The sequence below is a fragment of the Streptococcus sp. NLAE-zl-C503 genome, from assembly GCF_900104285.1.
Classification (GTDB): Bacteria; Bacillota; Bacilli; order Lactobacillales; family Streptococcaceae; genus Streptococcus.
Genome location: NZ_FNJT01000001.1, coordinates 160,795 through 186,785 on the forward strand (window position 1 = coordinate 160,795; position 25,991 = coordinate 186,785).

The 25,991-nt window shown below is 42.1% G+C and carries 27 protein-coding genes; 21 read left to right on the top strand and 6 right to left on the bottom strand.

The genetic code is table 11. The features are described 5' to 3' along the window. The first annotated feature begins 112 nt into the window (after positions 1-112). The 8 genes from BLS46_RS00770 to BLS46_RS00805 all read left to right on the top strand — a co-directional run bounded on the left by BLS46_RS00770 (position 113) and on the right by BLS46_RS00805 (position 7,509). On the top strand, positions 113-937 hold the full coding sequence (locus BLS46_RS00770; RefSeq protein ID WP_049537346.1) for an alpha/beta hydrolase: 825 nt from the start codon (positions 113-115) through the stop codon (positions 935-937). A 20-nt stretch (positions 938-957) separates the two neighbouring features. Continuing rightward, positions 958-1,698: an esterase family protein gene (locus BLS46_RS00775; protein WP_093584762.1), complete on the top strand. Its 741-nt coding sequence runs from the start codon at positions 958-960 to the stop codon at positions 1,696-1,698. A gap of 12 nt (positions 1,699-1,710) precedes the next feature. Next, on the top strand, positions 1,711-2,877 hold the full coding sequence (locus BLS46_RS00780; RefSeq protein ID WP_093584765.1) for an ATP-grasp domain-containing protein: 1,167 nt from the start codon (positions 1,711-1,713) through the stop codon (positions 2,875-2,877). A gap of 157 nt (positions 2,878-3,034) precedes the next feature. Continuing rightward, complete coding sequence (gla, locus tag BLS46_RS00785; RefSeq protein WP_061416531.1) at positions 3,035-3,904, top strand: aquaglyceroporin Gla; 870 nt, start codon at positions 3,035-3,037, stop codon at positions 3,902-3,904. A gap of 123 nt (positions 3,905-4,027) precedes the next feature. Further along, entirely contained in the window at positions 4,028-4,753 is a 726-nt protein-coding gene (locus BLS46_RS00790; RefSeq protein ID WP_093584768.1) for a CppA N-terminal domain-containing protein, read from the top strand. Further along, positions 4,750-5,685: a serine hydrolase domain-containing protein gene (locus tag BLS46_RS00795; RefSeq protein WP_093584771.1), complete on the top strand. Its 936-nt coding sequence runs from the start codon at positions 4,750-4,752 to the stop codon at positions 5,683-5,685. Before BLS46_RS00790 ends, BLS46_RS00795 begins: the two co-directional genes overlap by 4 nt. A gap of 9 nt (positions 5,686-5,694) precedes the next feature. After that, positions 5,695-6,606 carry a DMT family transporter gene (locus BLS46_RS00800; protein WP_093584774.1) on the top strand — a complete coding sequence of 304 codons (912 nt, stop codon included), beginning with the start codon at positions 5,695-5,697 and terminating at the stop codon, positions 6,604-6,606. Positions 6,607-6,750: 144 nt separating this feature from the next. Next, positions 6,751-7,509, top strand: coding sequence for a CPBP family intramembrane glutamic endopeptidase (locus tag BLS46_RS00805; RefSeq protein ID WP_093584777.1), 759 nt, complete (start codon positions 6,751-6,753; stop codon positions 7,507-7,509). Between the two features lie 48 nt (positions 7,510-7,557). Here the strand turns inward: BLS46_RS00805 and BLS46_RS00810 are convergent, their stop codons facing one another. Further along, positions 7,558-8,841, bottom strand: a complete 1,284-nt coding sequence (locus BLS46_RS00810; protein ID WP_004246858.1) for a uracil-xanthine permease family protein — start codon at positions 8,839-8,841, stop codon at positions 7,558-7,560. A 258-nt stretch (positions 8,842-9,099) separates the two neighbouring features. Next, the gene (gene rsmG / locus BLS46_RS00815; protein WP_093584780.1) at positions 9,100-9,813 is read right to left on the bottom strand and encodes a 16S rRNA (guanine(527)-N(7))-methyltransferase RsmG; all 714 of its coding nucleotides are present in this window, start codon (positions 9,811-9,813) and stop codon (positions 9,100-9,102) included. Positions 9,814-9,906: 93 nt separating this feature from the next. On the opposite strand from rsmG, the gene BLS46_RS00820 reads away from it, so the two are divergent. Continuing rightward, positions 9,907-10,467: a LemA family protein gene (locus BLS46_RS00820; protein WP_093584783.1), complete on the top strand. Its 561-nt coding sequence runs from the start codon at positions 9,907-9,909 to the stop codon at positions 10,465-10,467. Between the two features lies 1 nt (position 10,468). Next, positions 10,469-11,368 (top strand): zinc metalloprotease HtpX, encoded by a 900-nt coding sequence (gene htpX, locus BLS46_RS00825; protein ID WP_093584786.1) that lies wholly within the window; start codon positions 10,469-10,471, stop codon positions 11,366-11,368. Positions 11,369-11,412: 44 nt separating this feature from the next. Here the strand turns inward: htpX and BLS46_RS00830 are convergent, their stop codons facing one another. Then, positions 11,413-12,972, bottom strand: a complete 1,560-nt coding sequence (locus BLS46_RS00830) for an ATP-binding cassette domain-containing protein (RefSeq protein WP_093584789.1) — start codon at positions 12,970-12,972, stop codon at positions 11,413-11,415. 339 nt (positions 12,973-13,311) lie between these two features. After that, the gene (locus tag BLS46_RS00835) at positions 13,312-13,641 is read right to left on the bottom strand and encodes a helicase BlpT (RefSeq protein ID WP_093584792.1); all 330 of its coding nucleotides are present in this window, start codon (positions 13,639-13,641) and stop codon (positions 13,312-13,314) included. Between the two features lie 167 nt (positions 13,642-13,808). Here BLS46_RS00835 and BLS46_RS00840 point away from each other — a divergent pair, with 167 nt between their 5' ends. From BLS46_RS00840 to BLS46_RS00870, 7 genes are all read left to right on the top strand, one after another. Further along, the gene (locus BLS46_RS00840; protein ID WP_093584795.1) at positions 13,809-14,351 is read left to right on the top strand and encodes a YceD family protein; all 543 of its coding nucleotides are present in this window, start codon (positions 13,809-13,811) and stop codon (positions 14,349-14,351) included. Continuing rightward, positions 14,351-14,980, top strand: a complete 630-nt coding sequence (nth, locus tag BLS46_RS00845; RefSeq protein ID WP_084946246.1) for an endonuclease III — start codon at positions 14,351-14,353, stop codon at positions 14,978-14,980. The genes BLS46_RS00840 and nth overlap by 1 nt, the downstream gene beginning before the upstream one ends. A gap of 208 nt (positions 14,981-15,188) precedes the next feature. Then, complete coding sequence (pyrR, locus tag BLS46_RS00850) at positions 15,189-15,710, top strand: bifunctional pyr operon transcriptional regulator/uracil phosphoribosyltransferase PyrR (RefSeq protein WP_001259299.1); 522 nt, start codon at positions 15,189-15,191, stop codon at positions 15,708-15,710. A 20-nt stretch (positions 15,711-15,730) separates the two neighbouring features. After that, on the top strand, positions 15,731-16,654 hold the full coding sequence (locus tag BLS46_RS00855) for an aspartate carbamoyltransferase catalytic subunit (RefSeq protein WP_001293859.1): 924 nt from the start codon (positions 15,731-15,733) through the stop codon (positions 16,652-16,654). 49 nt (positions 16,655-16,703) lie between these two features. Further along, positions 16,704-17,786: a carbamoyl phosphate synthase small subunit gene (locus tag BLS46_RS00860; RefSeq protein ID WP_084946245.1), complete on the top strand. Its 1,083-nt coding sequence runs from the start codon at positions 16,704-16,706 to the stop codon at positions 17,784-17,786. A 427-nt stretch (positions 17,787-18,213) separates the two neighbouring features. Then, positions 18,214-21,390 (top strand): carbamoyl-phosphate synthase large subunit, encoded by a 3,177-nt coding sequence (gene carB / locus BLS46_RS00865; protein ID WP_093584798.1) that lies wholly within the window; start codon positions 18,214-18,216, stop codon positions 21,388-21,390. Positions 21,391-21,606: 216 nt separating this feature from the next. After that, positions 21,607-22,941 carry an Nramp family divalent metal transporter gene (locus BLS46_RS00870; RefSeq protein ID WP_093584801.1) on the top strand — a complete coding sequence of 445 codons (1,335 nt, stop codon included), beginning with the start codon at positions 21,607-21,609 and terminating at the stop codon, positions 22,939-22,941. 114 nt (positions 22,942-23,055) lie between these two features. Here the strand turns inward: BLS46_RS00870 and BLS46_RS00875 are convergent, their stop codons facing one another. Both BLS46_RS00875 and BLS46_RS00880 read right to left on the bottom strand, forming a co-directional pair. Then, positions 23,056-23,298, bottom strand: a complete 243-nt coding sequence (locus tag BLS46_RS00875; protein ID WP_000710762.1) for a type B 50S ribosomal protein L31 — start codon at positions 23,296-23,298, stop codon at positions 23,056-23,058. 95 nt (positions 23,299-23,393) lie between these two features. Then, entirely contained in the window at positions 23,394-24,329 is a 936-nt protein-coding gene (locus tag BLS46_RS00880; RefSeq protein WP_093584804.1) for a DHH family phosphoesterase, read from the bottom strand. Positions 24,330-24,432: 103 nt separating this feature from the next. Here BLS46_RS00880 and BLS46_RS00885 point away from each other — a divergent pair, with 103 nt between their 5' ends. From BLS46_RS00885 to crcB (BLS46_RS00900), 4 genes are all read left to right on the top strand, one after another. After that, complete coding sequence (locus BLS46_RS00885; RefSeq protein WP_001162125.1) at positions 24,433-24,876, top strand: flavodoxin; 444 nt, start codon at positions 24,433-24,435, stop codon at positions 24,874-24,876. 116 nt (positions 24,877-24,992) lie between these two features. Next, on the top strand, positions 24,993-25,259 hold the full coding sequence (locus BLS46_RS00890; RefSeq protein WP_070534556.1) for a chorismate mutase: 267 nt from the start codon (positions 24,993-24,995) through the stop codon (positions 25,257-25,259). Beyond that, positions 25,256-25,630, top strand: a complete 375-nt coding sequence (gene crcB, locus BLS46_RS00895; RefSeq protein WP_093584807.1) for a fluoride efflux transporter CrcB — start codon at positions 25,256-25,258, stop codon at positions 25,628-25,630. Before BLS46_RS00890 ends, crcB (BLS46_RS00895) begins: the two co-directional genes overlap by 4 nt. After that, the gene (gene crcB / locus BLS46_RS00900) at positions 25,624-25,971 is read left to right on the top strand and encodes a fluoride efflux transporter CrcB (RefSeq protein WP_093584810.1); all 348 of its coding nucleotides are present in this window, start codon (positions 25,624-25,626) and stop codon (positions 25,969-25,971) included. The genes crcB (BLS46_RS00895) and crcB (BLS46_RS00900) overlap by 7 nt, the downstream gene beginning before the upstream one ends. Positions 25,972-25,991 lie beyond the last annotated feature (20 nt).

Below are 25,991 nucleotides of genomic sequence, written 5' to 3' on the forward strand. Positions count from 1 at the left end.
AAAATAAATGAAAAAAGTTAGTTATTTATCCTTAAAATGGACATTAACTGACTTTTTTTCTATTTTTATGGTATAATGAGATAAAATTTTGAATATAGAGAGTTTTCTGACAATGAATCATTCCTACTTTTATTTAAAAATGAAAGAACACAAACTCAAGGTTCCTTATACAGGAAAGGAGCGTCGAGTGCGTGTTCTACTGCCTAAGGACTACGAGAAAGACACAGACCGTTTTTACCCTGTTGTTTACTTTCATGATGGGCAAAATGTCTTTTACAGCAAGGAATCCTATATCGGACACTCTTGGAAAATTATTCCAGCCATTAAGCGAAACCCTGACATCAGTCGCATGATTGTTGTAGCCATCGACAATGATGGTTTGGGGCGGATGCATGAGTACGCGGCTTGGAAGTTCCAAGAATCCCCTATTCCAGGCCAACAGTTTGGCGGTAAGGGCGTGGAGTATGCCGAGTTTGTTATGGAGGTGGTCAAGCCCTTTATCGACGAAACCTACCGTACTAAAGCTGATCGCCAGCATACGGCCATGATTGGCTCCTCATTAGGAGGCAATATTACCCAGTTTATCGGACTAGAGTACCAAGACCGAATTGGTTGTCTAGGTGTCTTTTCATCTGCCAACTGGCTCCACCAAGAAGCCTTTAACCGCTATATCGAGCGCAAGAAATTGTCGCCTGAACAGCGCATCTTTATCTATGTTGGAACGGAAGAGGCGGATGATACGGACAAGACCTTGATGGCTGGCAATATCAAGCAAGCCTATATCGACTCATCGCTTCGTTATTATCATGATTTGATTGCAGGTGGAGTAGGCTTGGATAATCTTGTCTTGAAAGTTCAGTCTGGTGCTATCCATAGTGAAATACCTTGGTCGGAAAATTTACCAGACTGTCTCCGATTTTTTGCAGAGAAATGGTAAGTTAGGAAAGGAGAAAGCCAATGCATATTGAAAACCTTAGCCACTGGAGTGGCCACCTCAACCGTGAAATGTATCTCAATCGTTATGGGCATGCTGGGATTCCAGTTGTGGTTTTTGCTTCATCTGGTGGCAGTCACAATGAATACTATGATTTTGGCATGATTGATGCCTGCGCTCCCTTTATCGAGGAAGGGCGTGTTCAGTTCTTTACCCTATCCAGTGTTGACAGTGAGAGCTGGTTGGCTACTTGGAAAAATGGTCATGACCAAGCGGAGATGCATCGTGCCTACGAACGCTATGTGATTGAGGAGGGCATTCCTTTTATCAAGCATAAGACAGGTTGGTTTGACGGTATGATGACGACGGGTTGCTCGATGGGGGCCTACCATGCACTCAATTTCTTCCTCCAGCATCCAGATGTCTTTACCAAGGTGATTGCTCTCAGCGGTGTTTATGACGCACGTTTCTTCGTTGGAGATTACTACAATGACGATGCCATTTACCAAAACTCGCCAGTAGATTATATCTGGAATCAGAATGACGGCTGGTTTATCGATCGTTACCGTCAGGCGGAGATTGTCGTCTGTACGGGCCTCGGTGCCTGGGAACAAGACGGTCTACCATCTTTCTACAAGCTCAAAGAAGCCTTTGACCAGAAACAAATTCCAGCCTGGTTTGCTGAATGGGGACACGATGTCGCCCACGACTGGGAATGGTGGCGTAGACAAATGCCCTATTTTCTTGGACACCTGTATCTATAAAAGGAGTTGCCTATGAATTACCTTGTTATTTCTCCCTACTATCCGCAAAACTTTCAACAGTTTACAATCGAGCTAGCCAATAAAGGCATCACCGTTTTGGGAATTGGTCAGGAGCCTTACGAACAACTAGATGAACCTTTGCGTAATAGCCTAACCGAGTATTTCCGTGTAGACAATCTTGAGAACATAGACGAAGTCAAACGTGCTGTTGCCTTTCTGTTCTACAAGCATGGACCAATCGACCGCATCGAGTCCCACAATGAATACTGGCTTGAGCTGGACGCAACACTTCGTGAGCAATTTAATGTCTTTGGTGCCAAACCAGAGGATCTCAAAAAGACCAAATATAAGTCTGAGATGAAGAAACTTTTCAAAAAAGCAGGTGTCCCTGTGGTACCTGGAGCTGTTATCCAGACAGAAGCAGATGTGGATAAAGCAGTCGAGACGATTGGCTTACCAATGATTGCCAAACCTGATAATGGAGTGGGAGCGGCAGCCACCTTTAAGCTTGAGACAGAAGAAGATGTAAATCACTTCAAGGCTGAATGGGACCATTCAACCGTTTATTTCTTTGAGAAATTTGTCACTTCTAGCGAAATCTGTACCTTTGACGGACTTGTGGACAAGGATGGCAACATCGTCTTTTCAACGACTTTCGATTATGCCCATACACCACTTGATCTGATGATTTATAAGATGGACAATTCCTACTATGTGCTTAAGGATATGGATCCCAAACTACGCAAGTATGGTGAGGCCATAGTCAAAGAATTTGGCGTGAAGGAGCGTTTTTTCCATATTGAATTCTTCCGTGAGGGAGATGACTATATCGCCATTGAGTACAACAATCGTCCTGCAGGTGGTTTTACCATTGATGTTTATAACTTTGCTCATTCCTTGGACCTCTATCGTGGCTATGCAGCTATCGTCGCAGGTGAGGAGTTTCCAACATCAGAGTTTGAACCTCAATACTGTTTAGCTACATCACGTCGTGCCAATGCCAACTATGTTTATTCAGAAGAGGACCTTCTTGCCAAATACAGCCAGCAATTCAAGGTCAAGAAAATCATGCCAGCAGCTTTCGCAGAGCTACAAGGAGACTACCTTTATATGCTGACCACTTCAAGTCGCCAAGAGATGGAGCAGATGATTGCAGACTTTGGTCAACGTCAAGACTAATGAAAAGGATGAAGGGAGTTTGACTCCTTTTGTCCTTTTCTTAAAGATAAGTTAAATAAAGCGTTTTCCAGAGATTCTTTTAGAAAATCGGTTGCTAAAAGGCCCAAAAATTGATAGAATAAGGATTGTCTAAAAAAAATTAAGGAGAATCTATCAAATGGATTTTGCATGGGCTATTAAATATGCCACTGAATTTTTGGGAACTGCTATTTTGATCATTCTTGGAAATGGTGCAGTTGCCAACGTTGAACTTAAAGGTACGAAAGGTCACCAAAGTGGCTGGCTCGTTATCGCTGTTGGTTATGGTATGGGGGTTATGATCCCAGCCTTGATGTTCGGTAACGTTTCTGGTAACCACATCAACCCAGCTTTCACTCTTGGACTTGCTGTTAGCGGACTTTTCTCTTGGGATCAAGTACCGTTTTACATCCTTGCGCAAGTTTTGGGGGCAATTTTTGGTCAAGCTTTGGTTGTAGCGACTCACCGTCCATACTACTTGAAAACAGAAAACCCAAACAATATCTTAGGTACCTTCTCAACGATTTCAAGCATCGACCACGGTACAAAAGAATCACGTTTCGCAGCAACGGTTAACGGTTTCCTAAATGAGTTTGTAGGTTCATTTGTTCTTTTCTTTGCAGCGCTTGGTTTGACTAAAAACTTCTTCGGTGCTGAGGTTCTTCAATACATGAAACAAATGGCTACTCAAGCTGGTCAAACTGTTGACTTAGGTGAATTGGCAGTAAAAGCTCAAGTAGCGCCACACACAGCTGCTGGACTTTCAGTTGCTCACTTGGCACTTGGTTTCCTAGTGATGGCTTTGGTAACTTCACTTGGTGGACCTACTGGACCTGGTTTGAACCCGGCTCGTGACTTCGGACCACGTCTTCTTCACGAACTCCTTCCAAAATCAGTTCTTGGTCAGCACAAGGGTGATTCAAAATGGTGGTATGCATGGGTTCCAGTTGTAGCACCAATCGCAGCTGGTATTGCAGCAGTAGCAGTCTTTAAACTACTTTACCTATAATAAAATGAAACTGGGGAACCCCAGTTTTTTTATCGGAAATTTTTGTAAAAAATTCTAGAATTTAAGTGGAATAGCTTGTAAAAAATCCTAAAATCCTTTAAAATAAAAGAGTTGGAGGAAGCTATGAATGCAAATCAAATGATACAAATTGTTCCGACTTTGAAGGTCAATAACCGAAAATTAAATGAAAAATTTTACATTGAAACTCTTGGGATGAAGCCCTTATTAGAAGAATCTGCCTTCCTTTCACTTGGTGACCAATCAGGTGTTGAGAAATTGATTCTCGAAGAGGCTCCCAGTATGCGAACTCGGAGAGTTGAAGGGCTTAAGAAACTAGCTAGACTCTTGATCAAAGTAGAAAATCCTTCAGAAATAGAGGCTCTTCTCTATCAGATGGAGTCCCTTCCTCGCCTGCTTAAAGGAAGCCGTGGTTATGCTTTTGAGATTGTTTCTCCTGAACAGGATGTGATTCTTGTTCATGCGGAAAATGATATAAGGGATTTGGTTCCACTGGAAACTGTTCCTGAATTTTCTTCAAATACAGGTATAAAATACTTGAGTCAATTTGAGATTTCTATGGAGTTGCGTTTTCCTGAGGGGACGGAGAGTATACTCGATCCTGAAAAAGTTGGGACAGTTGTCACCTTTACGGAAGGGCAAGGTCCAGATTTGACTGTTGAAAACAATGTTACCTGGGACTTATCTATGCTGAAATTTTTGGTAAAGGATCTAGATTTAACTAGTCTTCGTCAGAAATTTGAAAAGACAGGCTATTTTGTTCCCAAGTCTGAAAAATTCTTCCTTGGTAAAGACACCAATAATATCGAATTGTGGTTTGAAGAAGCATGAAGTGGACAAAAATTCTAAGAAAAATAGAAGAACAAATCGAGGCAGGGGTCTATCCCGGGGCCTCTTTTGCGTATTTTAAGGACGGAGAATGGAGAGAATCTTACCTAGGATTGAGTGATCCTGAGAAAGGTTTGAAAACCGAGTCAGGGCTGGTCTATGACCTAGCCAGTGTGAGTAAGGTTGTGGGAGTTGGGACAATCTACACCTTCTTGTGGCAGCAGGGCACATTAGATATTGATCGACCAGTGACGGATTTTTTGCCTGAGTGTGATTACCCAGATATCACTATCCGTCAACTTTTGACCCACGCAACAGACCTGGACCCCTTTATTCCAAATCGGGATCTCTTGACAGCCCCTGAATTAAAAGAAGCCATGTTTCATCTGAATAGACGTAGTCAGCCTACTTTTCTATATTCGGATGTTCACTTTTTACTCCTGGGCTTTCTTTTGGAAAAAATCTTTGACCAAGATTTGGATCAGATTATAGAAGAACAAGTTTTGGAACCATGGGGGATGAAGGAAACGATGTTTGGTCCCGTTGAGGTTGCTGTACCAACAGAGAGAGGAGTAGAGGCTGGAAAGATCCACGATCCCAAAGCTCGTCTTTTGGGCAAACATGCTGGAAGTGCTGGTTTATTTTCAACTGTTAAGGATTTGCAAAACTTTTTGGAGCATTACTTGAAAGATGATTTTGCAGCAGATTTGAGCCGAAATTACTCTCCCTTAGATGATAAGGAGCGTTCGTTAGCCTGGAATCTGGAGGGGGCCTGGCTCGACCATACGGGCTATACAGGTACCTTCATCATGTGGAATCGAGAGAAACAGGAAGCTGCTATTTTTTTATCCAATCGAACGTATGAGAAGGATGAGCGTGCCCAGTGGATAATCGATCGAAACCAAGTCATGGATATGATTCGTAGGGAAGAGTAGGGAGAAAGCATGTCAAAAACCGTAAAAGGAACGCTATTCACAGTAGTTGCAGGCATTGCTTGGGGCTTGTCTGGAACCAGTGGCCAATACCTGATGGCACACGGGATTTCCGCTTTAGTCTTGACCAATCTGCGGCTTATCATTGCAGGATTGGCACTGGTTTTCTTATCCTATGTAACTGCAAGGGATAAACTCCTAGCTTTTTTAAAAGACAGAAAAAGCTTACTCTCTCTACTGCTATTTGCCTTGTTTGGACTTTTCTTAAACCAGTTTGCCTATCTTTCTGCCATTCAGGAAACCAATGCTGGAACGGCTACGGTTCTCCAGTATGTATGTCCTGTTGGAATCTTGATTTATACTTGTATCAAGGACAAGGTGGCACCGACTCTGGCTGAGATTATTTCGATTGTTTTAGCAATTGGAGGAACTGTTCTTATCGCGACGCATGGGGAACTTGACCAGTTGTCTGTCACACCTGCTGGACTTTTCTGGGGACTCTTTTCTGCCTTGACCTATGCCCTTTATATCATTCTTCCTATCACTTTGATTAAGAAATGGGGAAGCATGTTGGTGATTGGTGTGGGCATGGTTATTTCTGGAGTGGTGGCTATTCCCTTCACAGGGGTTTTGCAGGCCAGTATACCGACCAGCTTGGATTTTCTTTTTGCATTTGCTGGCATTATCATCATTGGCACGGTTTTTGCCTATACAGCTTTCCTAAAAGGAGCTAGTATGATAGGCCCAGTTAAGTCCAGTTTATTGGCTTCCATAGAGCCCATCTCTGCTGTTTTCTTTGCTTTTCTGATTATGAAAGAGCAATTCTATGCGATTGATTTTGTCGGTATGGCTATGATTTTACTTGCGGTAACCATCATTTCTTTGAAAGATTTGCTGATAGAAAATAAACGGAAGGTTGAATGAGAAACTAGTTACTCGTAAAAAGTGGTTGGTTTAAATATCCTATCTAAATATTGATTACGGCTAAGGAATGGGAGTGGAATTTTATAAAATTTTAAGTTTCTTTTCTTACAATAAACCAATCTTTAACTGCTAGAAGGAGGAGATATGAAAATTTTACAAAGCATTCACCCAACTAAGCCCCTGCGCTACTTGAGATGGTTTGACATTCTGATTATTACAGTTTTGATGTTTGGCCAGTTTATCATTCGGTCAACGGAGCTCTTTTTAGCAAGTATGTTTCCGACAGGTCTGTCAACTACAATGGATACGGTAAGTAATACTGTCGGCGAGGGAGTAGGCTATTTGAGCAACTTCACCCTGCAAGTGATACTTCTTACCTTAGCCTTGCTTTACCTTTTGATTCGGAATTATGATTTCAAACAACTTCCCATTCGTTGGACCTGGTCCCTTCTCTTTTGGGTTCCTTCTATATTTGCCATTGTGGGTTTGTTTGGAGACTTGGTGACGACACTAACTGGTGAATACAATTACTTAAATCCAGCTCTTTTTGCCCACATAGATCCCATGGAAGTTATACGGAAATTCCTAGCGCTTAGTCCCATGGCAATTGCCTATGCCTTGTTAAATGGCTTCTATGAAGAGTTTTTCTTTCTAGGGTTGTTGACCTCAGTGAAAGAAAAGCAAAAGTGGCGGGTTTTGCTTTATTCTACCCTCATTCGGATTTCTTTTCACACTTATCAAGGATTGGTGTGGGCACTGGTTATTGGTGTAGTTTATGGTTTATTCTATTATTTTCTATACAAGTATAAGGTTAAAAATCTTTTGCCATTTTTCCTTATGCATGCTCTGACAGATATGTTTGGTTCTAGCCTCCTGTATCTCTTGATTGCGTGGGGAAGGTAAGAATCAGAAAAATCCACTCAACTGAGTGGATTTTGTGTATATAGATGACTAGTCTTTGTTTTCGTATGGTAAGATCAAGTTTAAGATGATACCTGTCATAGCTGATAGGGCAGTACCTGAAAGGGTAACTGGTCCTACTTTGAGGATGGCTCCACCAAGCCCAAGAACCAACATAGCACTAGCAATGATGAGGTTACGCATTTGACTGAAATCAACGCGCTCCTTGATCAAGACTTTCAAACCGTTGCTGGCGATAACTCCGTAGAGAAGGATAGACATCCCACCAAGTACAGCACTAGGGATTGTTGAGATCAAGGCAGTGAATTTACCAAGGAAACTAAGAGCGATGGCAATAAAGGCAGCGTTACGGATAACGGAGACAGAAGCGATACGAGTCATCCCGATAACCCCTGTATTTTCACCGTAAGTCGTATTGGCTGGTCCACCGAGAAAGGCAGATACAGATGTTGCAATACCGTCACCGAGAAGTGTACGGTGAAGACCTGGCTCTTTCAGGAACTGACGTCCACAGATTTGGCTTAGGACGGTATGGTCACCGATGTGTTCTGAAATGGTTACGATAGCGATTGGCAAGATGGCGATTGTTTCAGGACCGAAGTAGAGGTTATACTCTTTGAAGGCTCCGCCTGTACTAAATGGTAAGTAGAAACCAGGGATTTCAAACCAGTTAGCTTCTAGGACTGGTGTAAAGTCAACCAAGCCAAGTGTTACTGCGAAGATGTAACCACCGATGATGGCAAAGAGGAAAGGAATAATGCGTAGGAAGCCTTTTCCTTTTGTATTGATAAAAGCAGCGATCAAGAATGTAACAACAGCTACAAGTGCATTTTTCCAATTTCCATCTGCTACAAGTCCAGCATTCGTTACAGCAGAACCAGCAAGACCAAGACCGATAACGATGATCATAGGTCCGATAATGATTGGTGGTAAGAGTTTATCGATCCATTTTGTACCTGCAAAACGAACACTTGCAGCCACAAGGACATAAACCAAACCAGTCAGGATAACCCCAGTTTGAGCGGCCGATACATCGCCACCCATCTCTTTCATAGCTAGAGACATGGCCGTGATAAAGGCGAAGGATGATCCGAGATAGACTGGAACTTTAAAACCAGTCGAAATCATGTAGATGAGTGTCCCAACGCCTGATGCAAAAAGGGCAACAGATACAGGCATTCCCAAAATTAAGGGAACGAGAATGGTTGCACCAAACATGGCAAAAACGTGCTGGAAGCTTAAAAGAATCCCTTTACCAGCTGAAGGACGTTGGTCAACGTCTAGTAACAAATCAATAGTTGATTCTTGTTTCATATAAACCTCACTTTTAGGCATCAAAAAAGAGCCCATTATTTTACAGCAATAGGCTCTCAGAGTAAGACTTCTTTAAAAAAGATTATTCCATTCTTAAAGAACTTCATATATTTCTGCGTCTTCGTCACCTCACGGGATGACATTAAAAACCTTTGCTTAGGATAGTATAGCAGAAAAAAATGATTTTGTAAATCATTTTTTCCCGAGCCTAAAAATGTAAGAGCGAGGTTGATTTTGTAAATTTTTTTACTAAAAAAATTAAAGCGGGCGTTTGTTGGGCATGCCAGCCTTTCTTGGGTACTTGTTAGGCGTCTCCTTTTTCTTTTCGACCACAGTGATGTAGCGCGGATCTCCATTTGGCAGGGTATAGCTGAGGTTGTCCTCTACCTTGCTAAAGAGGAGGTTGAGAGCGTTCTTGGCTTCTAGCAATTCCTCGGGCGCATTGCTGGCCTTGAGAGCCAGTAGTTTTCCACCAACTTTAAGGTAGGGAATGGTCAATTCAGACAAGACCTGCATGCGGGCCACCGCACGAGCCGTCACTATATCAAACTGGGCACGGAAATTCTTGTCTTGGGCAAAATCTTCTGCACGCCCATGGTAGAAGTGAACACCATCCAAATCCAACTCCTGAGCCAAAAGCTGAAGGAAGTTGATGCGCTTATTGAGCGAATCAATGATGGTCACATCTAACTGAGGATAGAGGATTTTCATAGGAAAACTAGGAAATCCTGCCCCAGCCCCGATATCAAGAAGTTTGATAGTTTCATTTGAAATCAAACCTTGCAGGATGGGTGCAATCGAATCATAAAAGTGTTTAAGGTAGACTTCTTCTTTGTCTGTAATAGCGGTCAGGTTAATCTTTTCATTCCACTCGACCAAGAGCTCAAAATAACGTTTAAATTGCCCTTTTTGCTGGTCCGAAAGTGGAAGATTTTGCTCGGCAAGCAAGTTGTAAAATGTTTCTGGTTTCATAGTAGTTTCCTTCTCTAGTATCATCTTATTTTACCACAATCATTAAAATTTTGATATACTGGTATTAATCTAAAAGCAGAAAGGAATAAGATTATGACTTGGATTATTCTTGGAGTTTTGGCTCTGATTGTTATTTTTGTGATTGTTAGCTATAACGGTTTGGTTAAAAATCGTATGCAAACCAAGGAGGCTTGGAGCCAGATCGATGTTCAGTTGAAGCGTCGTAATGATCTCCTCCCAAACTTGATTGAAACAGTCAAAGGCTATGCCAAATATGAAGGTTCTACCTTGGAAAAAGTGACAGAACTTCGTAGACAGGTAGCCGCAGCAACCTCGCCAGCTGAAGCTATGAAGGCCAGTGATGCCCTTACTCGCCAAATTTCTGGTATCTTTGCAGTAGCAGAGAATTACCCAGACTTGAAGGCTAGTGCTAACTTTATCAAATTGCAAGAAGAGTTGACCAATACTGAAAATAAAATTTCCTACTCACGCCAACTCTACAACAGTGTTGTCAGCAACTACAATGTAAAACTTGAAAGCTTCCCAAGTAACATCATCGCAGGACTATTTGGCTTTAAATCTGCAGACTTCCTTCAAACACCTGAAGAGGAAAAGGCAGTTCCTAAAGTTGACTTTAGCGGTTTAGGTGACTAAGATGTTGTTTGATCAAATTACGAGCAATAAACGAAAAACTTGGATTTTATTGCTGGTTTTCTTCCTACTCTTGGCCTTGGTTGGTTATGCAGTTGGCTATCTCTTCATGCGATCAGGTCTTGGGGGCATGATCATAGCCCTAATCATCGGTTTTGTCTATGCCTTAACCATGATTTTTCAATCAACAGAGATTGTCATGTCTATGAATGGAGCGCGTGAGGTTGATGAGCAAACGGCACCAGACCTCTACCATGTTGTGGAAGATATGGCCATGGTCGCTCAGATCCCCATGCCACGTGTTTTCATCATTGAGGATTCTTCTTTAAATGCCTTTGCAACAGGTTCGAATCCGCATAATGCAGCAGTCGCAGCAACGTCAGGTCTTCTGGCTATCATGAATCGTGAGGAGCTAGAAGCTGTTATGGGTCACGAAGTCAGTCATATCCGAAACTACGATATCCGCATTTCGACCATTGCTGTCGCCCTCGCCAGTGCCATTACCCTTCTGTCTAGTATGGCAGGACGGATGATGTGGTGGGGAGGCGCTGGTCGCAGACGGAGTGATAATGATCGTGATGGAAATGGTTTAGAGATTATCATGCTTGTTATCTCTCTCTTAGCCATTGTTCTAGCACCTCTCGCAGCAACCTTGGTGCAACTTGCCATTTCCCGTCAGAGGGAATTTCTGGCGGATGCATCCAGTGTGGAGCTGACTCGCAATCCTCAAGGGATGATCAATGCACTGCGCAAGTTGGACAATAGCGAGCCCATGCATCACCACGTTGATGATGCCAGCAGTGCTCTGTACATCAATGATCCCAAGAAAGGTGGCGGACTACAAAAACTATTTTACACCCACCCACCTATCTCAGAACGAATCGAACGCTTGAAACAAATGTAAACAAAATCCAGAGACCGGCTCTGGATTTTTGCTATGTTCAAAAATTATAAATCTTGTAAATCGACGACTTCCAAACCATTTTCTGTCAAACGATAGATACTCGTACAGACCTCCTTTAAGAAGCGTCTGTCATGCGAAACAGTGATCAGACCGCCGGGATAAGAGGCAAAGAGTTTTCTGATTTCGGGTTGAGAAGTAGGAGAAAAGTTTCGTGTGGGTTCATCGAGAAGGAGAAAGTTTGGTCTTCGTAGAACTAAATCCAAAAGAAGCAGTTTTCCCTGTTGACCACCAGATAAGGAACGAATCTGGTGTTGCATCTCTGGATAGCTGAAATTGAGACTGGCTAAGTGGGATTGGATTTTCTGTAGTTCCTCTTTTTGTCCAGTTTGGCTGAGGTAGGCTACTGGAGATAAATCCAATTGCAGTTTTTTATGGTAATCTTGTGGCATAAAACCAAGGGAAATTTCTCTTTTGTCGCTTAGCAGTTGCTGTAACTTGTCTAACAGGGTCGATTTCCCAATACCATTAGGCCCGATGATACCGATTTTTTCTTGGCCACGGACAGTGAGTTGCAACTCCTGAGCTAAAATGCGCTCGCCAATGGACAACTTTTCCTTTTCTAGTTGGATTAAGACTTTAGAAGCCGCTAATGGTTGGATATCTGAGAAGAAGAGTTGGATTTGTTCCTCTTCAAGTGGCTTTTGTGTCATGGACTGAGCTGCCTTTTCGTAGCGTTTTTCTTGAGAGAGAACATTTTTCATCTTTTTAGCCAATAGGCGACCGGCAACATCATTTTTAGTGTTACGTAAGGCATTTTCTACATTTTGCTTGACGCGGCGATGCTTTTCCATGGTTTTGTCATAGGCTCGTTGGTCGTTAGCAGCTTGCTGGCTTTGTCTGGCAAAACTAGCCTTCCTCTGGTCACTATAGCTATCGTAGTCTAAATGCTCTACAAGCGTTTCCGCTTCTTTCCGATGCTTGACCAGTCGCAAGTGGACAATAGTATCTGCCGTTTGAGAGAGAAAGTCTTCATCATGGGAAATGAAAATAACAGTTTGCCTAATCTTTTGAATCTGACCTTTTAGCCAATCAACCGTCTCAAGGTCTAGGTCATTTGAAGGTTCATCTAAAAATAGAATTTCAAAAGGTTTTGCTAACTCGTGGATGAGCTGAATTTTTAAAGCTTCGCCCCCCGATAGACTGCCAATCTTTTGCTCACTAGCGAAGCGATCACTATTAAAATGCAACTCCTCAGCCAAACGATAGAGGATACTGTAGTCTAAATCAGTAGACTCTAAAAAGAAGTAATCGTGTAGAGTTCTATTTTTTAGCTCCTCAGGTAACTTTTGAGGAATGTAGGCCAGTGACTGAAGGTCAGACTGGATGTCTCCCTTGATAGTGAAATCAGGTAATGCTTCCCCCATTAAAGCTCGTAGCAAGGTTGATTTGCCATTTCCTTCTTCACCAATAATAGCAACCTTTTCCCCGTCTTGGATAGTCATGGTTAGGTTAGAAACAAGCTCTCGTAGATCTTTGTTTTGTGTGATGGTCAGATGATTGATTTTTATCATATTGTTGCCCTTTCTAGAATGTCCATAGTGCATAACAAAAAGCTCTACTTTACCTAGTAGAGCCCAAAGTCACTGTCAAAAACTCCATTATCCATGTAAAAAAATCCCGTCAAGCTAGGTCAGTCTAACCCTATCCAAGCCAAGAGGAGCAGATGGTTAGCTTTCTAGTTTTTTGATTTTCAAAGAGGATAAAGTACCAGAAGATCTAGTACAAAAAGAGCACACAAAAAGAGACAAAAACACGATCTACTAAATAAAGTTTCTTTATTTGATAGACTTAGTTGTTCATGTCTCCCTTACCTCCGAGTATTAGTACCTCTATCCTATACCTTTCAGGAAATTTTGTCAATAGAAAACAAGTAATTTCAAGATCTAAAATCCAAAAACAGGTCCATAGAGAGTCAGTACGTGTTTGACATGCTCGTAATGGAACTTATCATAGTTGCGCCAAGCGGTGCGTGCTTGGTCGTTTAGTTTTAGGCTCCCCAGTCCAATCAGAAGACTGGTACGTTGGTAAAATTTCTCAAGGTCGATTAAGATACTATTGTCAAGCTTTTCCGCTTTTTTAAGTTCCTTGAGAGTGCTGTTCAGCAGTTCTTGTAGACGGAAATCATCGGCTGTACTTTGTTTGCAGTTTTGGTAGCTTTTATTTAACTCGGATAGGAGTTGGTAAGCTTCGTTGATTAGTATTTTGTCTTCCATATGAGCATCCTCCTTGCTCTGATGTATTCTTGCCTATAGTATAGCACTAAACAGAAAATATGTCATAGTAAATATGTTAAAAACGAGATTTTAATATCAAGGTTTGGGAGGCTGACTTATAGCCTTTTCATGGTATAATCAAGTGAGTACATCTTTATGGAGGAAATATGAAGTTAAATATTCAAGAAATTCGTAAGCAGCCTGAAGGTCTACACTTTGAACAAGCTTTAGACCTGGCAGCAGACTTGCGTAAACGAAATCAAGAGATTTTAGATGTCAAAGATATCCTTGCTGTGGGGAAGGTGCAGTACGAAGATCGTCTGTATTTCTTAGACTATCAGCTATCTTATACCATTGTCCTTGCTTCCAGCCGCAGTATGGAGCCAGTTGAGTTGGCTGAGTCTTATCCAGTGACAGAGGTCTTCATGGAAGGAGCAACCAATCAACTAGACCAGGAAGTTCTAGATGATGACTTGGTCTTGCCTATCGAAAATGGGGAAATCGACCTTGCTGAGAGCGTTTCCGATAATATCTTGCTAAACATTCCAATCAAAGTCTTAACAGCAGAAGAAGAAGCTGGTCAAGGTTTTGTGTCTGGAAATGACTGGCAAATCATGACTGAGGAAGAATACCAAGCCCAACAAGCAGTCAAGAAAGAAGAAAACAGTCCATTTGCTGGCTTGCAAGGACTATTTGACGGAGACGAATAATGGTCTTGTCAAAAAAACGAGCACGAAAGGTGCTAGAAGAAATCATTGCCCTCTTCCCAGACGCCAAACCCAGCCTTGATTTTACCAATCATTTTGAACTACTGGTTGCGGTGATGTTGTCAGCTCAGACAACAGATGCTGCAGTCAACAAGGCTACGCCAGCCCTCTTTGCAGCTTTTCCAACGCCTCAAGCCATGTCTGTCGCGACTGAAAGTGAAATTGCCTCACACATTTCCCGCCTAGGACTTTATCGAAATAAGGCCAAGTTTCTAAAAAAATGTGCCCAACAGCTACTAGACGATTTTGATGGTCAAGTCCCTCAGACTCGCGAGGAATTAGAAAGTCTAGCAGGTGTTGGACGTAAAACAGCAAATGTCGTTATGAGTGTGGGCTTTGGAATTCCAGCCTTTGCAGTGGATACCCATGTTGAACGTATCTGCAAGCACCATGATATTGTTAAAAAATCAGCCACACCCCTTGAAGTAGAAAAACGTGTCATGGATATTCTGCCACCAGAGAAATGGTTGGCAGCCCATCAAGCCATGATTTACTTTGGACGGGCTATCTGTCATCCAAAGAACCCAGAATGCGATCACTATCCCCAATTATATGATTTTAGTTCGTTATAAGATAAAAATTTTATGTTTTTTTCTTGCATTGATCCATTCTTTGTGATATAGTAATAACAATAAAATATTCCTTTAAACCTGTCCCGTGAGGCAGGCAAGGAGTCGGATCAATAGATAGCAGAAGTCTATACTCTTTACAGTAGGGCTGGCTTGGCTATACATTCTGAAGTCTCCTTGTTAAGGAGACTTTTCTTTTTGGAGGTTTGTCATGAGGACAAAAGAAGTTGTAGACGAATTGACCGTCAAACGAGCGATCACTCGGATTACCTACGAGATTATCGAACGCAACAAAGATTTAAATAGAATCGTTCTGGCTGGGATTAAAACACGTGGAGTTTTTATCGCCCATCGTATTCAAGAACGTTTGGAACAGCTAGAAAATGTCTCTGTTCCCGTAGTAGAATTGGATACCAAACCTTTCCGTGACGATGTCAAAAGTGGGGAAGATACCTCTGTAATCTCTGTTGATGTGACAGATCGGGAAGTCATTTTGGTGGATGATGTGCTCTATACAGGTCGTACTATTCGTGCAGCTATTGACAACATCGTCAGCCATGGTCGTCCTGCTCGCGTGAGTTTGGCAGTCTTGGTTGATCGTGGCCACAGAGAACTTCCAATCCGTCCGGACTATGTTGGGAAAAATATCCCAACCAGTCGTTCTGAAGAAATCATCGTAGAGATGACAGAACTGGATGGACAAGACAGAGTACTAATCACAGAACAAGCCTAAACACCAAAAGGAGTAAAAAAATGTCAGAAAATCAACAAGCTTTGCAACATGTCGTTTCTATGGAAGACCTTACTGTAGAACAAGTAATGAAATTGATTAAACGAGGAATCGAATTTAAAAACGGAGCGAGTGCTTCTTATGAGGAACAACATATCGTTTCCAACCTTTTCTTTGAAAGTTCAACTCGTACCCACAAATCCTTTGAGGTAGCAGAACTGAAACTTGGACTTGATCTTTTGGATTTCGATGTGAAGACCAGTTCAGTGAATAAGGGTGAAACACTCTATGACACAATCTTGACGCTGTCTGCACTTGGAGTGGATGCCTGTGTCATTCGTCACCCAGAGGTGGACTACTATAGAGAATTGATTGCTAGCCCGACCATCACAACTTCGATTATCAATGGTGGGGACGGTTCAGGGCAACACCCTAGCCAAAGTTTGCTTGATTTGATGACAATTTATGAAGAATTTGGACATTTTGAAGGTCTTAAGGTGGCCATCGCTGGCGACCTAAACCACTCTCGAGTAGCTAAGTCTAATATGCAAATTCTTAAACGCTTAGGAGCGGAGCTTTACTTTGCGGGTCCTGAGGAATGGAGAAGTGAGGAGTTTGAGCATTACGGTCGCTTTGTATCAATTGATGAGGTAATTGATCAAGTAGATGTTATGATGTTTCTTCGTGTGCAACATGAACGTCATGAAATTGTGACAGGATTTTCAAAAGAAGACTATCATAACCAGCATGGATTGACACAAGAACGCTATGACCGCTTGAAAGAAAAAGCAATCCTTATGCACCCAGCTCCAGTCAATCGTGATGTGGAAATCGCTGATCACTTGGTAGAAGCACCGAAATCACGTATTGTTCAGCAAATGACCAACGGTGTCTTTGTCAGAATGGCAATTTTAGAATCTGTGCTGGCCTATAGAAAAGCAAAATAAGGCACAAAGCGTTAAAAGATGTCTGAGAGCATCAACGAGAGGTGAGTAGATGAAAAAACGACTTCTAGTATTAGAAGATGGTACAGTATTTGAAGGCAAGGCCTTCGGAGCAGATATTGATGTAACAGGGGAAATCGTCTTTAATACAGGGATGACTGGTTACCAAGAGTCTATAACAGACCAGTCTTACAATGGACAAATCTTAACCTTTACCTACCCTTTGGTGGGAAATTATGGAATTAACCGTGACGACTACGAATCTATCAATCCTACCTGTAAGGGAGTAGTAGTTTTTGAAGAAGCGCGTAGAGCCAGCAACTGGCGTAATCAAATGACCTTGGATGAATTCTTGAAAGCGAAGAAAATCCCAGGTATCTCAGGAATTGATACCCGGGCTTTGACAAAAATTATCCGTAAGCATGGTACCATGCGTGCAACCCTTACGCATGTTGGTGATACGATGGACCATATCATAGACCAGCTCCAAGCGACAGTTCTACCGACAGATAATATCAAGCAAGTCTCTACTAAGACAGCTTATCCTGCTCCTGGAGTTGGATTGAGTGTCGTATTGGTAGACTTTGGTCTCAAACACTCCATCTTACGCGAACTATCTAAGCGTAACTGTAACGTGACCGTTGTTCCATACACAACAACAGCAGAAGAGATTCTCCATCTCCATCCTGACGGGATCATGTTGTCAAACGGTCCAGGTAACCCAGAAGATGTTCCCCAGGCGCTCGATATGATTCGTGGTGTGCAAGGGAAAATTCCGATCTTTGGTATCTGTATGGGACATCAACTTTTTGCTATGGCAAATGGTGCTAAGACCTACAAGATGAAGTTTGGTCACCGTGGATTTAACCATGCGGTGCGTGAAATTGCAACAGGCCGAGTAGACTTTACTAGCCAGAACCATGGTTATGCGGTTAGCCGTGAGGATTTGCCAGAGCATTTGATTATTACCCACGAAGAAATCAATGACAAGTCAGTTGAAGGTGTGCGTCACAGATACCAACCAGGTTTCTCTGTGCAATTCCACCCAGATGCAGCTCCAGGACCGCATGATGCAAGCTATCTCTTTGATGAATTTATCGAAATGATGGAGTCGTTTAAATCTGCTAATCGCTGATATAGGAAACTCTGTCAGAGGCTTGTCGAATAAAAAGGCAAGTCCTTTCTTTTAGTTGAGCAATGAGATGCTGAAAATTTTTACACTCGATTTATTATTGAAAAATCATCGGAGAATTTATTTAATGGCAACCTGAGAGTTGCCGAATAGAAAGGCAGGTCGTTTCTTTTAGTCGCTATTAGGCGAACTAAAAACTCCCTGCACTAGATTTTTTATCGAAAAGTATCGTTTCGCTAAAAAATCGTCGGAGAATTTATTTAATGTCGCTCTGTGAGGCGACGAATAGAAAGGAGAAGATACATTGTTCGCGGAAGTGAACACGCCCTAAGAACTGTGTGAAAAAGATAAACATCGTCTTGATGCTGAAGGCATCTGCACCGAGTTTCCTATTTTCACTTTGTTCTTGACGGGCTTTGTATCATAAACTATGCCTAAACGTACTGATATTCAAAAAATTATGGTGATTGGTTCTGGTCCGATTATTATTGGTCAGGCTGCTGAGTTTGACTACGCGGGAACCCAGGCCTGCTTGTCTTTGAAAGAGGAAGGTTATGAAGTTGTCTTGGTGAACTCAAACCCTGCCACTATCATGACGGACAAGGAGATTGCAGACAAGGTTTATATTGAACCGATTACACTTGAGTTTGTGACACGTATTCTCCGTAAGGAACGTCCAGATGCCTTGCTTCCAACTCTTGGTGGTCAAACAGGGCTTAATATGGCCATGGAATTGTCTAAAAATGGTATTCTAGATGAGCTTGGGGTAGAGCTTTTAGGTACTAAATTATCTGCCATCGACCAAGCGGAGGACCGTGACCTCTTTAAACAATTGATGGAAGAGCTTGAGCAACCGATCCCTGAATCTGAAATTGTCAACACAGTGGAAGAAGCTGTTTCCTTTGCGGCATCAATCGGCTACCCAGTTATCGTTCGTCCAGCTTTCACACTTGGTGGTACTGGTGGTGGTATGTGTGCCAATGAGGAAGAATTGCGTGAAATCGCTGAAAATGGGTTGAAACTGTCACCTGTTACCCAATGTTTGATTGAGCGTTCCATTGCAGGTTTCAAGGAAATCGAATACGAAGTGATGCGCGACTCAGCTGACAATGCCTTGGTTGTTTGTAACATGGAAAACTTTGACCCAGTTGGGATTCATACAGGGGATTCTATTGTATTTGCTCCTGCGCAAACCATGTCAGACTATGAAAACCAAATGCTACGTGACGCGAGCTTGAGCATCATTCGTGCCCTCAAAATTGAAGGTGGATGTAACGTTCAGTTGGCTCTTGATCCGCATAGCTTTAAATACTATGTTATCGAAGTAAACCCTCGTGTATCGCGTTCGTCAGCTCTTGCTTCTAAGGCAACAGGTTATCCGATTGCCAAATTGGCTGCCAAGATTGCCGTCGGTTTGACCCTAGATGAGGTTATCAACCCAGTTACAGGTTCAACCTATGCCATGTTTGAACCAGCCCTTGACTACGTCGTTGCTAAGATTCCACGTTTCCCATTTGATAAGTTTGAAAAAGGGGAGCGTCGTCTTGGTACCCAGATGAAGGCGACTGGAGAAGTCATGGCGATTGGTCGTAATATCGAGGAATCTCTTCTTAAAGCTTGTCGCTCCCTTGAAATTGGGGTTCACCACAATGAAATGCCTGAACTTACAACAGTTTCGGATGATGCCTTGATTGAAAAAGTTGTGAAAGCCCAAGATGACCGTCTCTTCTACGTATCAGAAGCCATTCGCCGTGGTTACACACCAGAAGAAATTGCTGAATTGACCAAGATTGATATCTTCTATCTAGATAAACTCTTGCACATCTTTGAAATTGAGCAGGAATTGGGTGCCCATCCACAAGATTTAGAAGTCTTGAAAACTGCTAAACTTAATGGTTTCTCAGACCGCAAGATTGCTGAACTCTGGGAAACGACAGCTGATCAAGTTCGTCAACTTCGTCTGGGAAATAAGATTGTCCCAGTATACAAGATGGTCGATACCTGTGCGGCAGAGTTTGACTCTGAAACACCATACTTCTATTCAACCTATGGATGGGAAAATGAGTCTATCAAGTCGGATAAGGAATCTGTCCTTGTCCTAGGTTCAGGTCCAATCCGTATCGGTCAAGGGGTTGAGTTTGACTACGCAACCGTTCACTCGGTTAAGGCTATCCAGGCAGCTGGTTATGAAGCTATCATCATGAACTCAAACCCAGAGACTGTTTCAACAGACTTCTCTGTGTCTGACAAGCTCTACTTTGAGCCATTAACTTTTGAAGATGTCATGAATGTCATTGACCTTGAGCAACCAAAAGGGGTTATCGTTCAGTTCGGTGGTCAAACAGCCATCAACCTTGCAGAGCCCTTGGCAAAAGCAGGTGTGACCATTCTTGGTACACAAGTTGCTGACCTAGACCGTGCCGAAGACCGTGATCTCTTTGAACAAGCACTCAAAGATTTAGATATTCCACAGCCACCAGGACAAACAGCGACTAATGAAGAAGAAGCTGTGCTTGCAGCTCGCAAAATTGGTTTCCCAGTCCTGGTTCGTCCATCTTATGTCTTGGGTGGACGTGCCATGGAAATCGTTGAAAACGAAGAAGATCTTCGTTCTTACATGCGTACCGCTGTTAAGGCAAGTCCAGATCATCCAGTCCTTGTTGATTCTTACATCGTTGGGCAAGAATGTGAAGTTGATGCCATCTCAGATGGAAAAAATGTCCTCATCCCTGGTATCATGGAGCATATCGAACGTGCTGGTGTCCACTCAGGTGACTCAATGGCCGTTTACCCACCACAAACCTTGTCGCAAAAGGTGCAAGAAACAATCGCTGACTATACTAAACGCCTAGCAATTGGCCTTAACTGTCTTGGTATGATGAACATCCAGTTTGTCATCAAGGATGAAAAAGTCTATGTCATTGAGGTCAATCCACGTGCCAGCCGTACGGTTCCATTCCTTTCTAAGGTAACCAATATCCCTATGGCTCAGGTAGCAACTAAGCTGATTCTTGGTCAAAACCTTGGAGAACTTGGCTACCAAGATGGACTTTACCCTGAAAGTACACGCGTTCATATCAAGGCGCCAGTCTTCTCCTTCACCAAGTTAGCTAAGGTAGATAGCTTACTTGGTCCTGAAATGAAGTCAACAGGTGAAGTTATGGGTTCTGATACAACTCTAGAAAAAGCTCTCTATAAAGCCTTTGAAGCTTCTTACTTACACTTACCAACCTTTGGAAATGTAGTCTTTACCATCGCAGATGATGCTAAAGAAGAAGCCTTGGACTTGGCTCGTCGTTTCCAAAATATCGGTTACGGTATCCTCGCGACAGAAGGAACTGCAGCCTTCTTTGCTAGTCATGGACTGCATGCCCAGCCTGTTGGTAAGATTGGTGACGATGAGAAGGATATTCCAAGCTTTGTCCGCAAAGGAAAAATCCAAGCGATCATCAATACTGTCGGAACCAAACGAACTGCTGACGAAGATGGTGAGCAAATCCGTCGTTCAGCCATTGAACACGGTGTGCCACTCTTTACAGCCCTAGACACAGCAGATGCCATGCTCAAGGTACTAGAAAGTCGCAGTTTTGTCACAGAAGCGATCTAGTTGAGAAATATTTTTCACAGTTTTAAAGCCAGCGTCAAAAAACGCTGGCTTTTACAATACAGAAATTGCCTATTTCAACCATCATTCTTTCCTTAAGAATCATTCCAAAATGTGATATAATAAGGAAGAATTGGAAATGGAAAACTATTTTCATTATATTTTCAAAAATTCCATTAAGAAAATATGTAAAGACAGATTAGAAAGTGGGAAATCCCTATGTCCTCTTATGAAAAAATCTCTCTTTCTGAGATCAATCAATCTATTGAGACTCCAAATAACAATCATTTTTGGCAAAATCTAAAAGCATTCTTAGGACCTGGTGCACTTGTGGCAGTTGGCTACATGGATCCAGGAAACTGGATCACCAGTGTGGTTGGTGGGGCGTCCTACAAGTATAGTCTCTTATTTGTTATTTTGATTTCATCCATCATCGCCATGCAACTACAACAGATGGCTGGAAAGATCGGTATCGTGACTAGGATGGACCTAGCGCAGGCCACAGCTCATCATGCTCCCAAGTGGCTTCGCTATAGTTTATGGGTGATTTTAGAATTAGCTTTAATGGCGACAGATTTGGCTGAAGTTTTAGGTTCAGCGATTGCCTTAAATCTTTTGTTTAAAATACCGATTATGGTCGCTATCCTTCTAACTGTTTTAGATGTATTTTTGTTACTTTTATTGATGAAATTTGGTTTCAAAAAAATTGAAGCTATTGTTACGACCCTTATTTTAACCATATTAGCTATCTTTACCTATCTTGTGGCCTTATCCAATCCAAGTATTCAGGGTATTTTTGGTGGTTATTTACCGACTCCAACATTATTTGAAACACCATTGCCGGGTCATGAAAGCCAATTGACCTTGGCTCTAGGGATTGTAGGAGCGACAGTCATGCCCCATAATCTCTATCTCCATTCCTCTCTATCCCAAACAAGGAAAATCAATCACAAAGATAAGAAGGATGTTCGAAAAGCCGTGCGTTTTATGACCTGGGATTCAAATCTTCAGTTGTCCCTAGCCTTTATTGTCAATTCCTTGCTGCTCATTTTAGGGGCCTCTCTCTTTTTTGGTCACGCATCTGAAATTTCAGCTTTCTCCCAAATGTACAATGCTTTACAGGATTCGGCAATAGCAGGAGCGATAGCCAGCTCAACTCTGTCAACTTTATTTGCTTTGGCCCTCTTAGCAAGTGGCCAAAATTCTACTATTACAGGTACCTTAACTGGACAGATCGTTATGGAAGGTTTCTTGCATCTGAAATTGCCTCAGTGGATTATCCGTATCGGTACACGTATTTTTGCCTTGCTACCTGTGATTATTGTCGCCGTTTTGTTTGGGCATCAAGAAAAAACCTTGGATCAGTTATTGGTCTATTCACAGGTCTTTCTTTCGATCGCTCTTCCGTTTTCAATCTTCCCCTTGATTTATCTGACCTCTAAGAAGTCACTGATGGGAGAATTTACCAATGCCAAGTGGAACACAATCCTAGGTTACGCAGTTTCCATTATCTTAACCATTCTCAATATCAAGCTTCTTTTCGATATTTTTTAAGAGTGGTTTTGAAGTCAAGTCTCGGCATCGGGAAGATTGGTAAAGAGGAAGTAGTCGTAGTTGATTCATAAAAAGAAGTAAAAAAAGAACAGTTGAAACTGTTCTTTTTTATCATTATTTGAGACCGTATTTTTTGTTGAAACGATCCACGCGTCCATCTGCTTGAGTGAACTTTTGACGTCCAGTGTAGAATGGGTGTGAGTCTGATGAAATTTCCACACGGATCAATGGGTAAGTTTCGCCTTCGAACTCAACAGTTTCGTTAGAGCGTTTAGTTGAACCGCTAAGGAATTTGTAACCAGTAGTTGTGTCCATGAAGACAACTGGGCGATATTCTGGATGGATATCTTTTTTCATTTTGCAATATTTCCTTTCTGCCATGGTCTCTTTGCGAGCCATAGATTGTTACCATACTAGTCTATCAGATTCTGAAAAGTTTGGCAAGTATTTTATCAGTTTTTAAGCAAGTTTTTTAACTTTTGGTAGATGATTTCGTTTTCTTCTAGACTATAGGAATTGGCACCACTGGCTAATGGATGTCCTCCTCCGTCGTGTTGTTTGGCAATTTCATTGATAGGGATAATTTTACTGCGCATTCGCACACGGAAGTGACCATCAGCTTGTTCAACAAAGATAGCCCAAGCCTTAACGGTATCGATTCGACCAGGTGCTCCAACAATCGATGCTGTTTCAGCATCCGTAACCTTATATTTTTCCAAGATGTTTTGAGTAAGCAGAACGCGTGCGGCTCCATTCTCATCAACTTCTAAATGATCATAGACAAAGCCTTGCAGTTTTGCAATCTTGAAGCTCATGGTATCCATTTGACGAGACAATCCAGCAAAGTCAAAATCAATTTCTCGGAGCTGGCCAGCTATTCTAAAGGTACGAGCACTAGTTGATGGGTAGAGAAAACGCCCTGTGTCCCCGACAATTCCTGCATAGAGAAGTCGTGCCGCTTCGCTAGACAAAGTTAGTTGGTTTTCTTGAGCAAATAGAGCAATCATCTCACTGGCGCTGCTTGAACTTGTATCCACCCAAGATAGGTCGCCATAAACATCATCATTAGGATGATGATCGATTTTGATGGTGAAAGCAGCTTGTTCATAGCGTTTATCATCGATACGAGGACGATTCGCTGTATCACAAATAATAGCAAGGGCTCCTTGGTAGTCACTATCTTGGACAGTATCCATTTCCGCCATCCAAGTCAAAGTCGGTTCATTAAAACCGACTGCTTTGATGGTCTTTTCTGGAAAATGGTGTTTGAGAAGAGCTTTCAAGCCTACCTGACTTCCCAAGGCATCAGGGTCTGGTTTCATATGACGATGAATGATAATGGTATCGTATTCTTTGATTTTCTCTAAAATTTGCTGGCAAATTTCCATAAATAACCTCAATTCTTTCTCATTTCATTGTAGCACAAGAATTTTTATTTTTAAAATGAAAAAGATATGATATAATGGAGAAAGATAAATTGAGGAGGACGATATGGCATTAGCAAAAATTGTATTTGCCAGTATGACCGGTAATACCGAAGAAATTGCAGATATTGTAGCAGACAAATTACGTGACTTGGGCTTGGATGTCGATGTTGATGAATGTACAACTGTTGACGCTTCAGACTTCTTGGAAGCGGACATCGCAATCGTTGCGACTTACACCTACGGAGATGGAGAATTGCCCGATGAGATGATGGACTTCTACGAAGACCTAGCAGATCTCAACTTGAATGGCAAAATCTACGGAGTGGTCGGTTCAGGAGATACCTTCTACGACGAATTCTGTAAGGCTGTTGATGACTTTGATCGTGTTTTTGTAGCGACAGGAGCAGAAAAAGGTTCAGAGTGTGTTAAAGTGGACCTCTCTGCCGAAGAAGAAGACATCGAACGTTTGGAACAATTCGCAGAAGAATTGGCTGCAAAAGTAGGATAAGAATCAAACTGCGCTGACTGGAAGAAGTCGGTGCGTTTTTTTATTAGTTTTTTTGGATTTTACTAGCCTATTTAGAGGCTTTTTGATACAATAATTCAAATAAAGGAGGAGACTGTATGAACTTAGATATTATTCGGCAAGAAATTGATCAAATTGACGATCAAATCGTCAAGCTCCTAGAAGAACGGATGCACTTAGTTGAAGGGGTTGTTGCTTATAAGAAAGCATCAGGAAAACCTATTTTAGATACTAAGAGAGAAGAAGTTATTTTTGAGAAAGTTAAAAATCGAGTAGAAGATAAGCGCTATCAGGAGACCATTGTTGCGACTTTTTCAGACATTCTCAAACGTTCGCGTGACTATCAGGATCAAAATATCAAATGAAAAAAGAACAATTTTATCCGCTCGGGATTTTTCTGGCTGCTATGTTGGGAGGCCTTGTCCGCTATCTGGTTTCCACTTGGTTACCAGCCAGTCCAGACTTTCCTTTGGGCACCCTCCTTGTCAATTATCTGGGAATTTTCTGCTTGGTCTATCTGGTAAAAGGCTATCTGGTCTATAAGGGAAGCAGTAAAGGTTTGGTTTTGGCCTTGGGTACAGGCTTTTGTGGTGGTTTAACAACCTTTTCTAGTCTAATGCTTGATGCAGTAAAACTGCTTGATACCGGGCGTTATCTTAGTTTAGGGATCTACTTATTTTTGAGCATTGGTGGAGGTCTGCTCTTGGCTTATGTTCTAGGGAGGAAGAAATGGTAATCGTTTATCTTGCAATCGCCTGCGGGTTCGGAGCCTTGGTTCGTTATTTCTTTTCCCGCTATAATCAAGCTTCAAAATTACCTTTAGGGACTCTCGTAGCCAATCTTATAGGCTGTTTTTTAATCGGCCTACTCTACAATCATGTGGAGTCCAAGGAAGTCTATGCTATCCTAGCGACAGGTTTTTGTGGAGGGTTAACGACCTTTTCAACCTTGAATGACGAGCTGCAAAGACTATTAAGTGACAAGAAGATATTTTATAGCTATTTTCTCTTAACTTATATAGGCGGTTTTCTAGCGATTTTTTTAGGAATTCTGCTATGTAAGTGTCTAGTGTTTTGAGGTAAATAGAAAATATTGAG

Excerpts from the sequence above, each read along its gene's own strand:
- BLS46_RS00770 (WP_049537346.1), top strand. The coding sequence starts at position 113 with ATGAATCATTCCTACTTTTATTTAAAAATGAAAGAACACAAACTCAAG.
- BLS46_RS00775 (WP_093584762.1), top strand. The coding sequence starts at position 958 with ATGCATATTGAAAACCTTAGCCACTGGAGTGGCCACCTCAACCGTGAA.
- BLS46_RS00780 (WP_093584765.1), top strand. The coding sequence starts at position 1,711 with ATGAATTACCTTGTTATTTCTCCCTACTATCCGCAAAACTTTCAACAG.
- gla (WP_061416531.1), top strand. The coding sequence starts at position 3,035 with ATGGATTTTGCATGGGCTATTAAATATGCCACTGAATTTTTGGGAACT.
- BLS46_RS00790 (WP_093584768.1), top strand. The coding sequence starts at position 4,028 with ATGAATGCAAATCAAATGATACAAATTGTTCCGACTTTGAAGGTCAAT.
- BLS46_RS00795 (WP_093584771.1), top strand. The coding sequence starts at position 4,750 with ATGAAGTGGACAAAAATTCTAAGAAAAATAGAAGAACAAATCGAGGCA.
- BLS46_RS00800 (WP_093584774.1), top strand. The coding sequence starts at position 5,695 with ATGTCAAAAACCGTAAAAGGAACGCTATTCACAGTAGTTGCAGGCATT.
- BLS46_RS00805 (WP_093584777.1), top strand. The coding sequence starts at position 6,751 with ATGAAAATTTTACAAAGCATTCACCCAACTAAGCCCCTGCGCTACTTG.
- BLS46_RS00810 (WP_004246858.1), bottom strand. The coding sequence starts at position 8,841 with ATGAAACAAGAATCAACTATTGATTTGTTACTAGACGTTGACCAACGT.
- rsmG (WP_093584780.1), bottom strand. The coding sequence starts at position 9,813 with ATGAAACCAGAAACATTTTACAACTTGCTTGCCGAGCAAAATCTTCCA.
- BLS46_RS00820 (WP_093584783.1), top strand. The coding sequence starts at position 9,907 with ATGACTTGGATTATTCTTGGAGTTTTGGCTCTGATTGTTATTTTTGTG.
- htpX (WP_093584786.1), top strand. The coding sequence starts at position 10,469 with ATGTTGTTTGATCAAATTACGAGCAATAAACGAAAAACTTGGATTTTA.
- BLS46_RS00830 (WP_093584789.1), bottom strand. The coding sequence starts at position 12,972 with ATGCACTATGGACATTCTAGAAAGGGCAACAATATGATAAAAATCAAT.
- BLS46_RS00835 (WP_093584792.1), bottom strand. The coding sequence starts at position 13,641 with ATGGAAGACAAAATACTAATCAACGAAGCTTACCAACTCCTATCCGAG.
- BLS46_RS00840 (WP_093584795.1), top strand. The coding sequence starts at position 13,809 with ATGAAGTTAAATATTCAAGAAATTCGTAAGCAGCCTGAAGGTCTACAC.
- nth (WP_084946246.1), top strand. The coding sequence starts at position 14,351 with ATGGTCTTGTCAAAAAAACGAGCACGAAAGGTGCTAGAAGAAATCATT.
- pyrR (WP_001259299.1), top strand. The coding sequence starts at position 15,189 with ATGAGGACAAAAGAAGTTGTAGACGAATTGACCGTCAAACGAGCGATC.
- BLS46_RS00855 (WP_001293859.1), top strand. The coding sequence starts at position 15,731 with ATGTCAGAAAATCAACAAGCTTTGCAACATGTCGTTTCTATGGAAGAC.
- BLS46_RS00860 (WP_084946245.1), top strand. The coding sequence starts at position 16,704 with ATGAAAAAACGACTTCTAGTATTAGAAGATGGTACAGTATTTGAAGGC.
- carB (WP_093584798.1), top strand. The coding sequence starts at position 18,214 with ATGCCTAAACGTACTGATATTCAAAAAATTATGGTGATTGGTTCTGGT.
- BLS46_RS00870 (WP_093584801.1), top strand. The coding sequence starts at position 21,607 with ATGTCCTCTTATGAAAAAATCTCTCTTTCTGAGATCAATCAATCTATT.
- BLS46_RS00875 (WP_000710762.1), bottom strand. The coding sequence starts at position 23,298 with ATGAAAAAAGATATCCATCCAGAATATCGCCCAGTTGTCTTCATGGAC.
- BLS46_RS00880 (WP_093584804.1), bottom strand. The coding sequence starts at position 24,329 with ATGGAAATTTGCCAGCAAATTTTAGAGAAAATCAAAGAATACGATACC.
- BLS46_RS00885 (WP_001162125.1), top strand. The coding sequence starts at position 24,433 with ATGGCATTAGCAAAAATTGTATTTGCCAGTATGACCGGTAATACCGAA.
- BLS46_RS00890 (WP_070534556.1), top strand. The coding sequence starts at position 24,993 with ATGAACTTAGATATTATTCGGCAAGAAATTGATCAAATTGACGATCAA.
- crcB (WP_093584807.1), top strand. The coding sequence starts at position 25,256 with ATGAAAAAAGAACAATTTTATCCGCTCGGGATTTTTCTGGCTGCTATG.
- crcB (WP_093584810.1), top strand. The coding sequence starts at position 25,624 with ATGGTAATCGTTTATCTTGCAATCGCCTGCGGGTTCGGAGCCTTGGTT.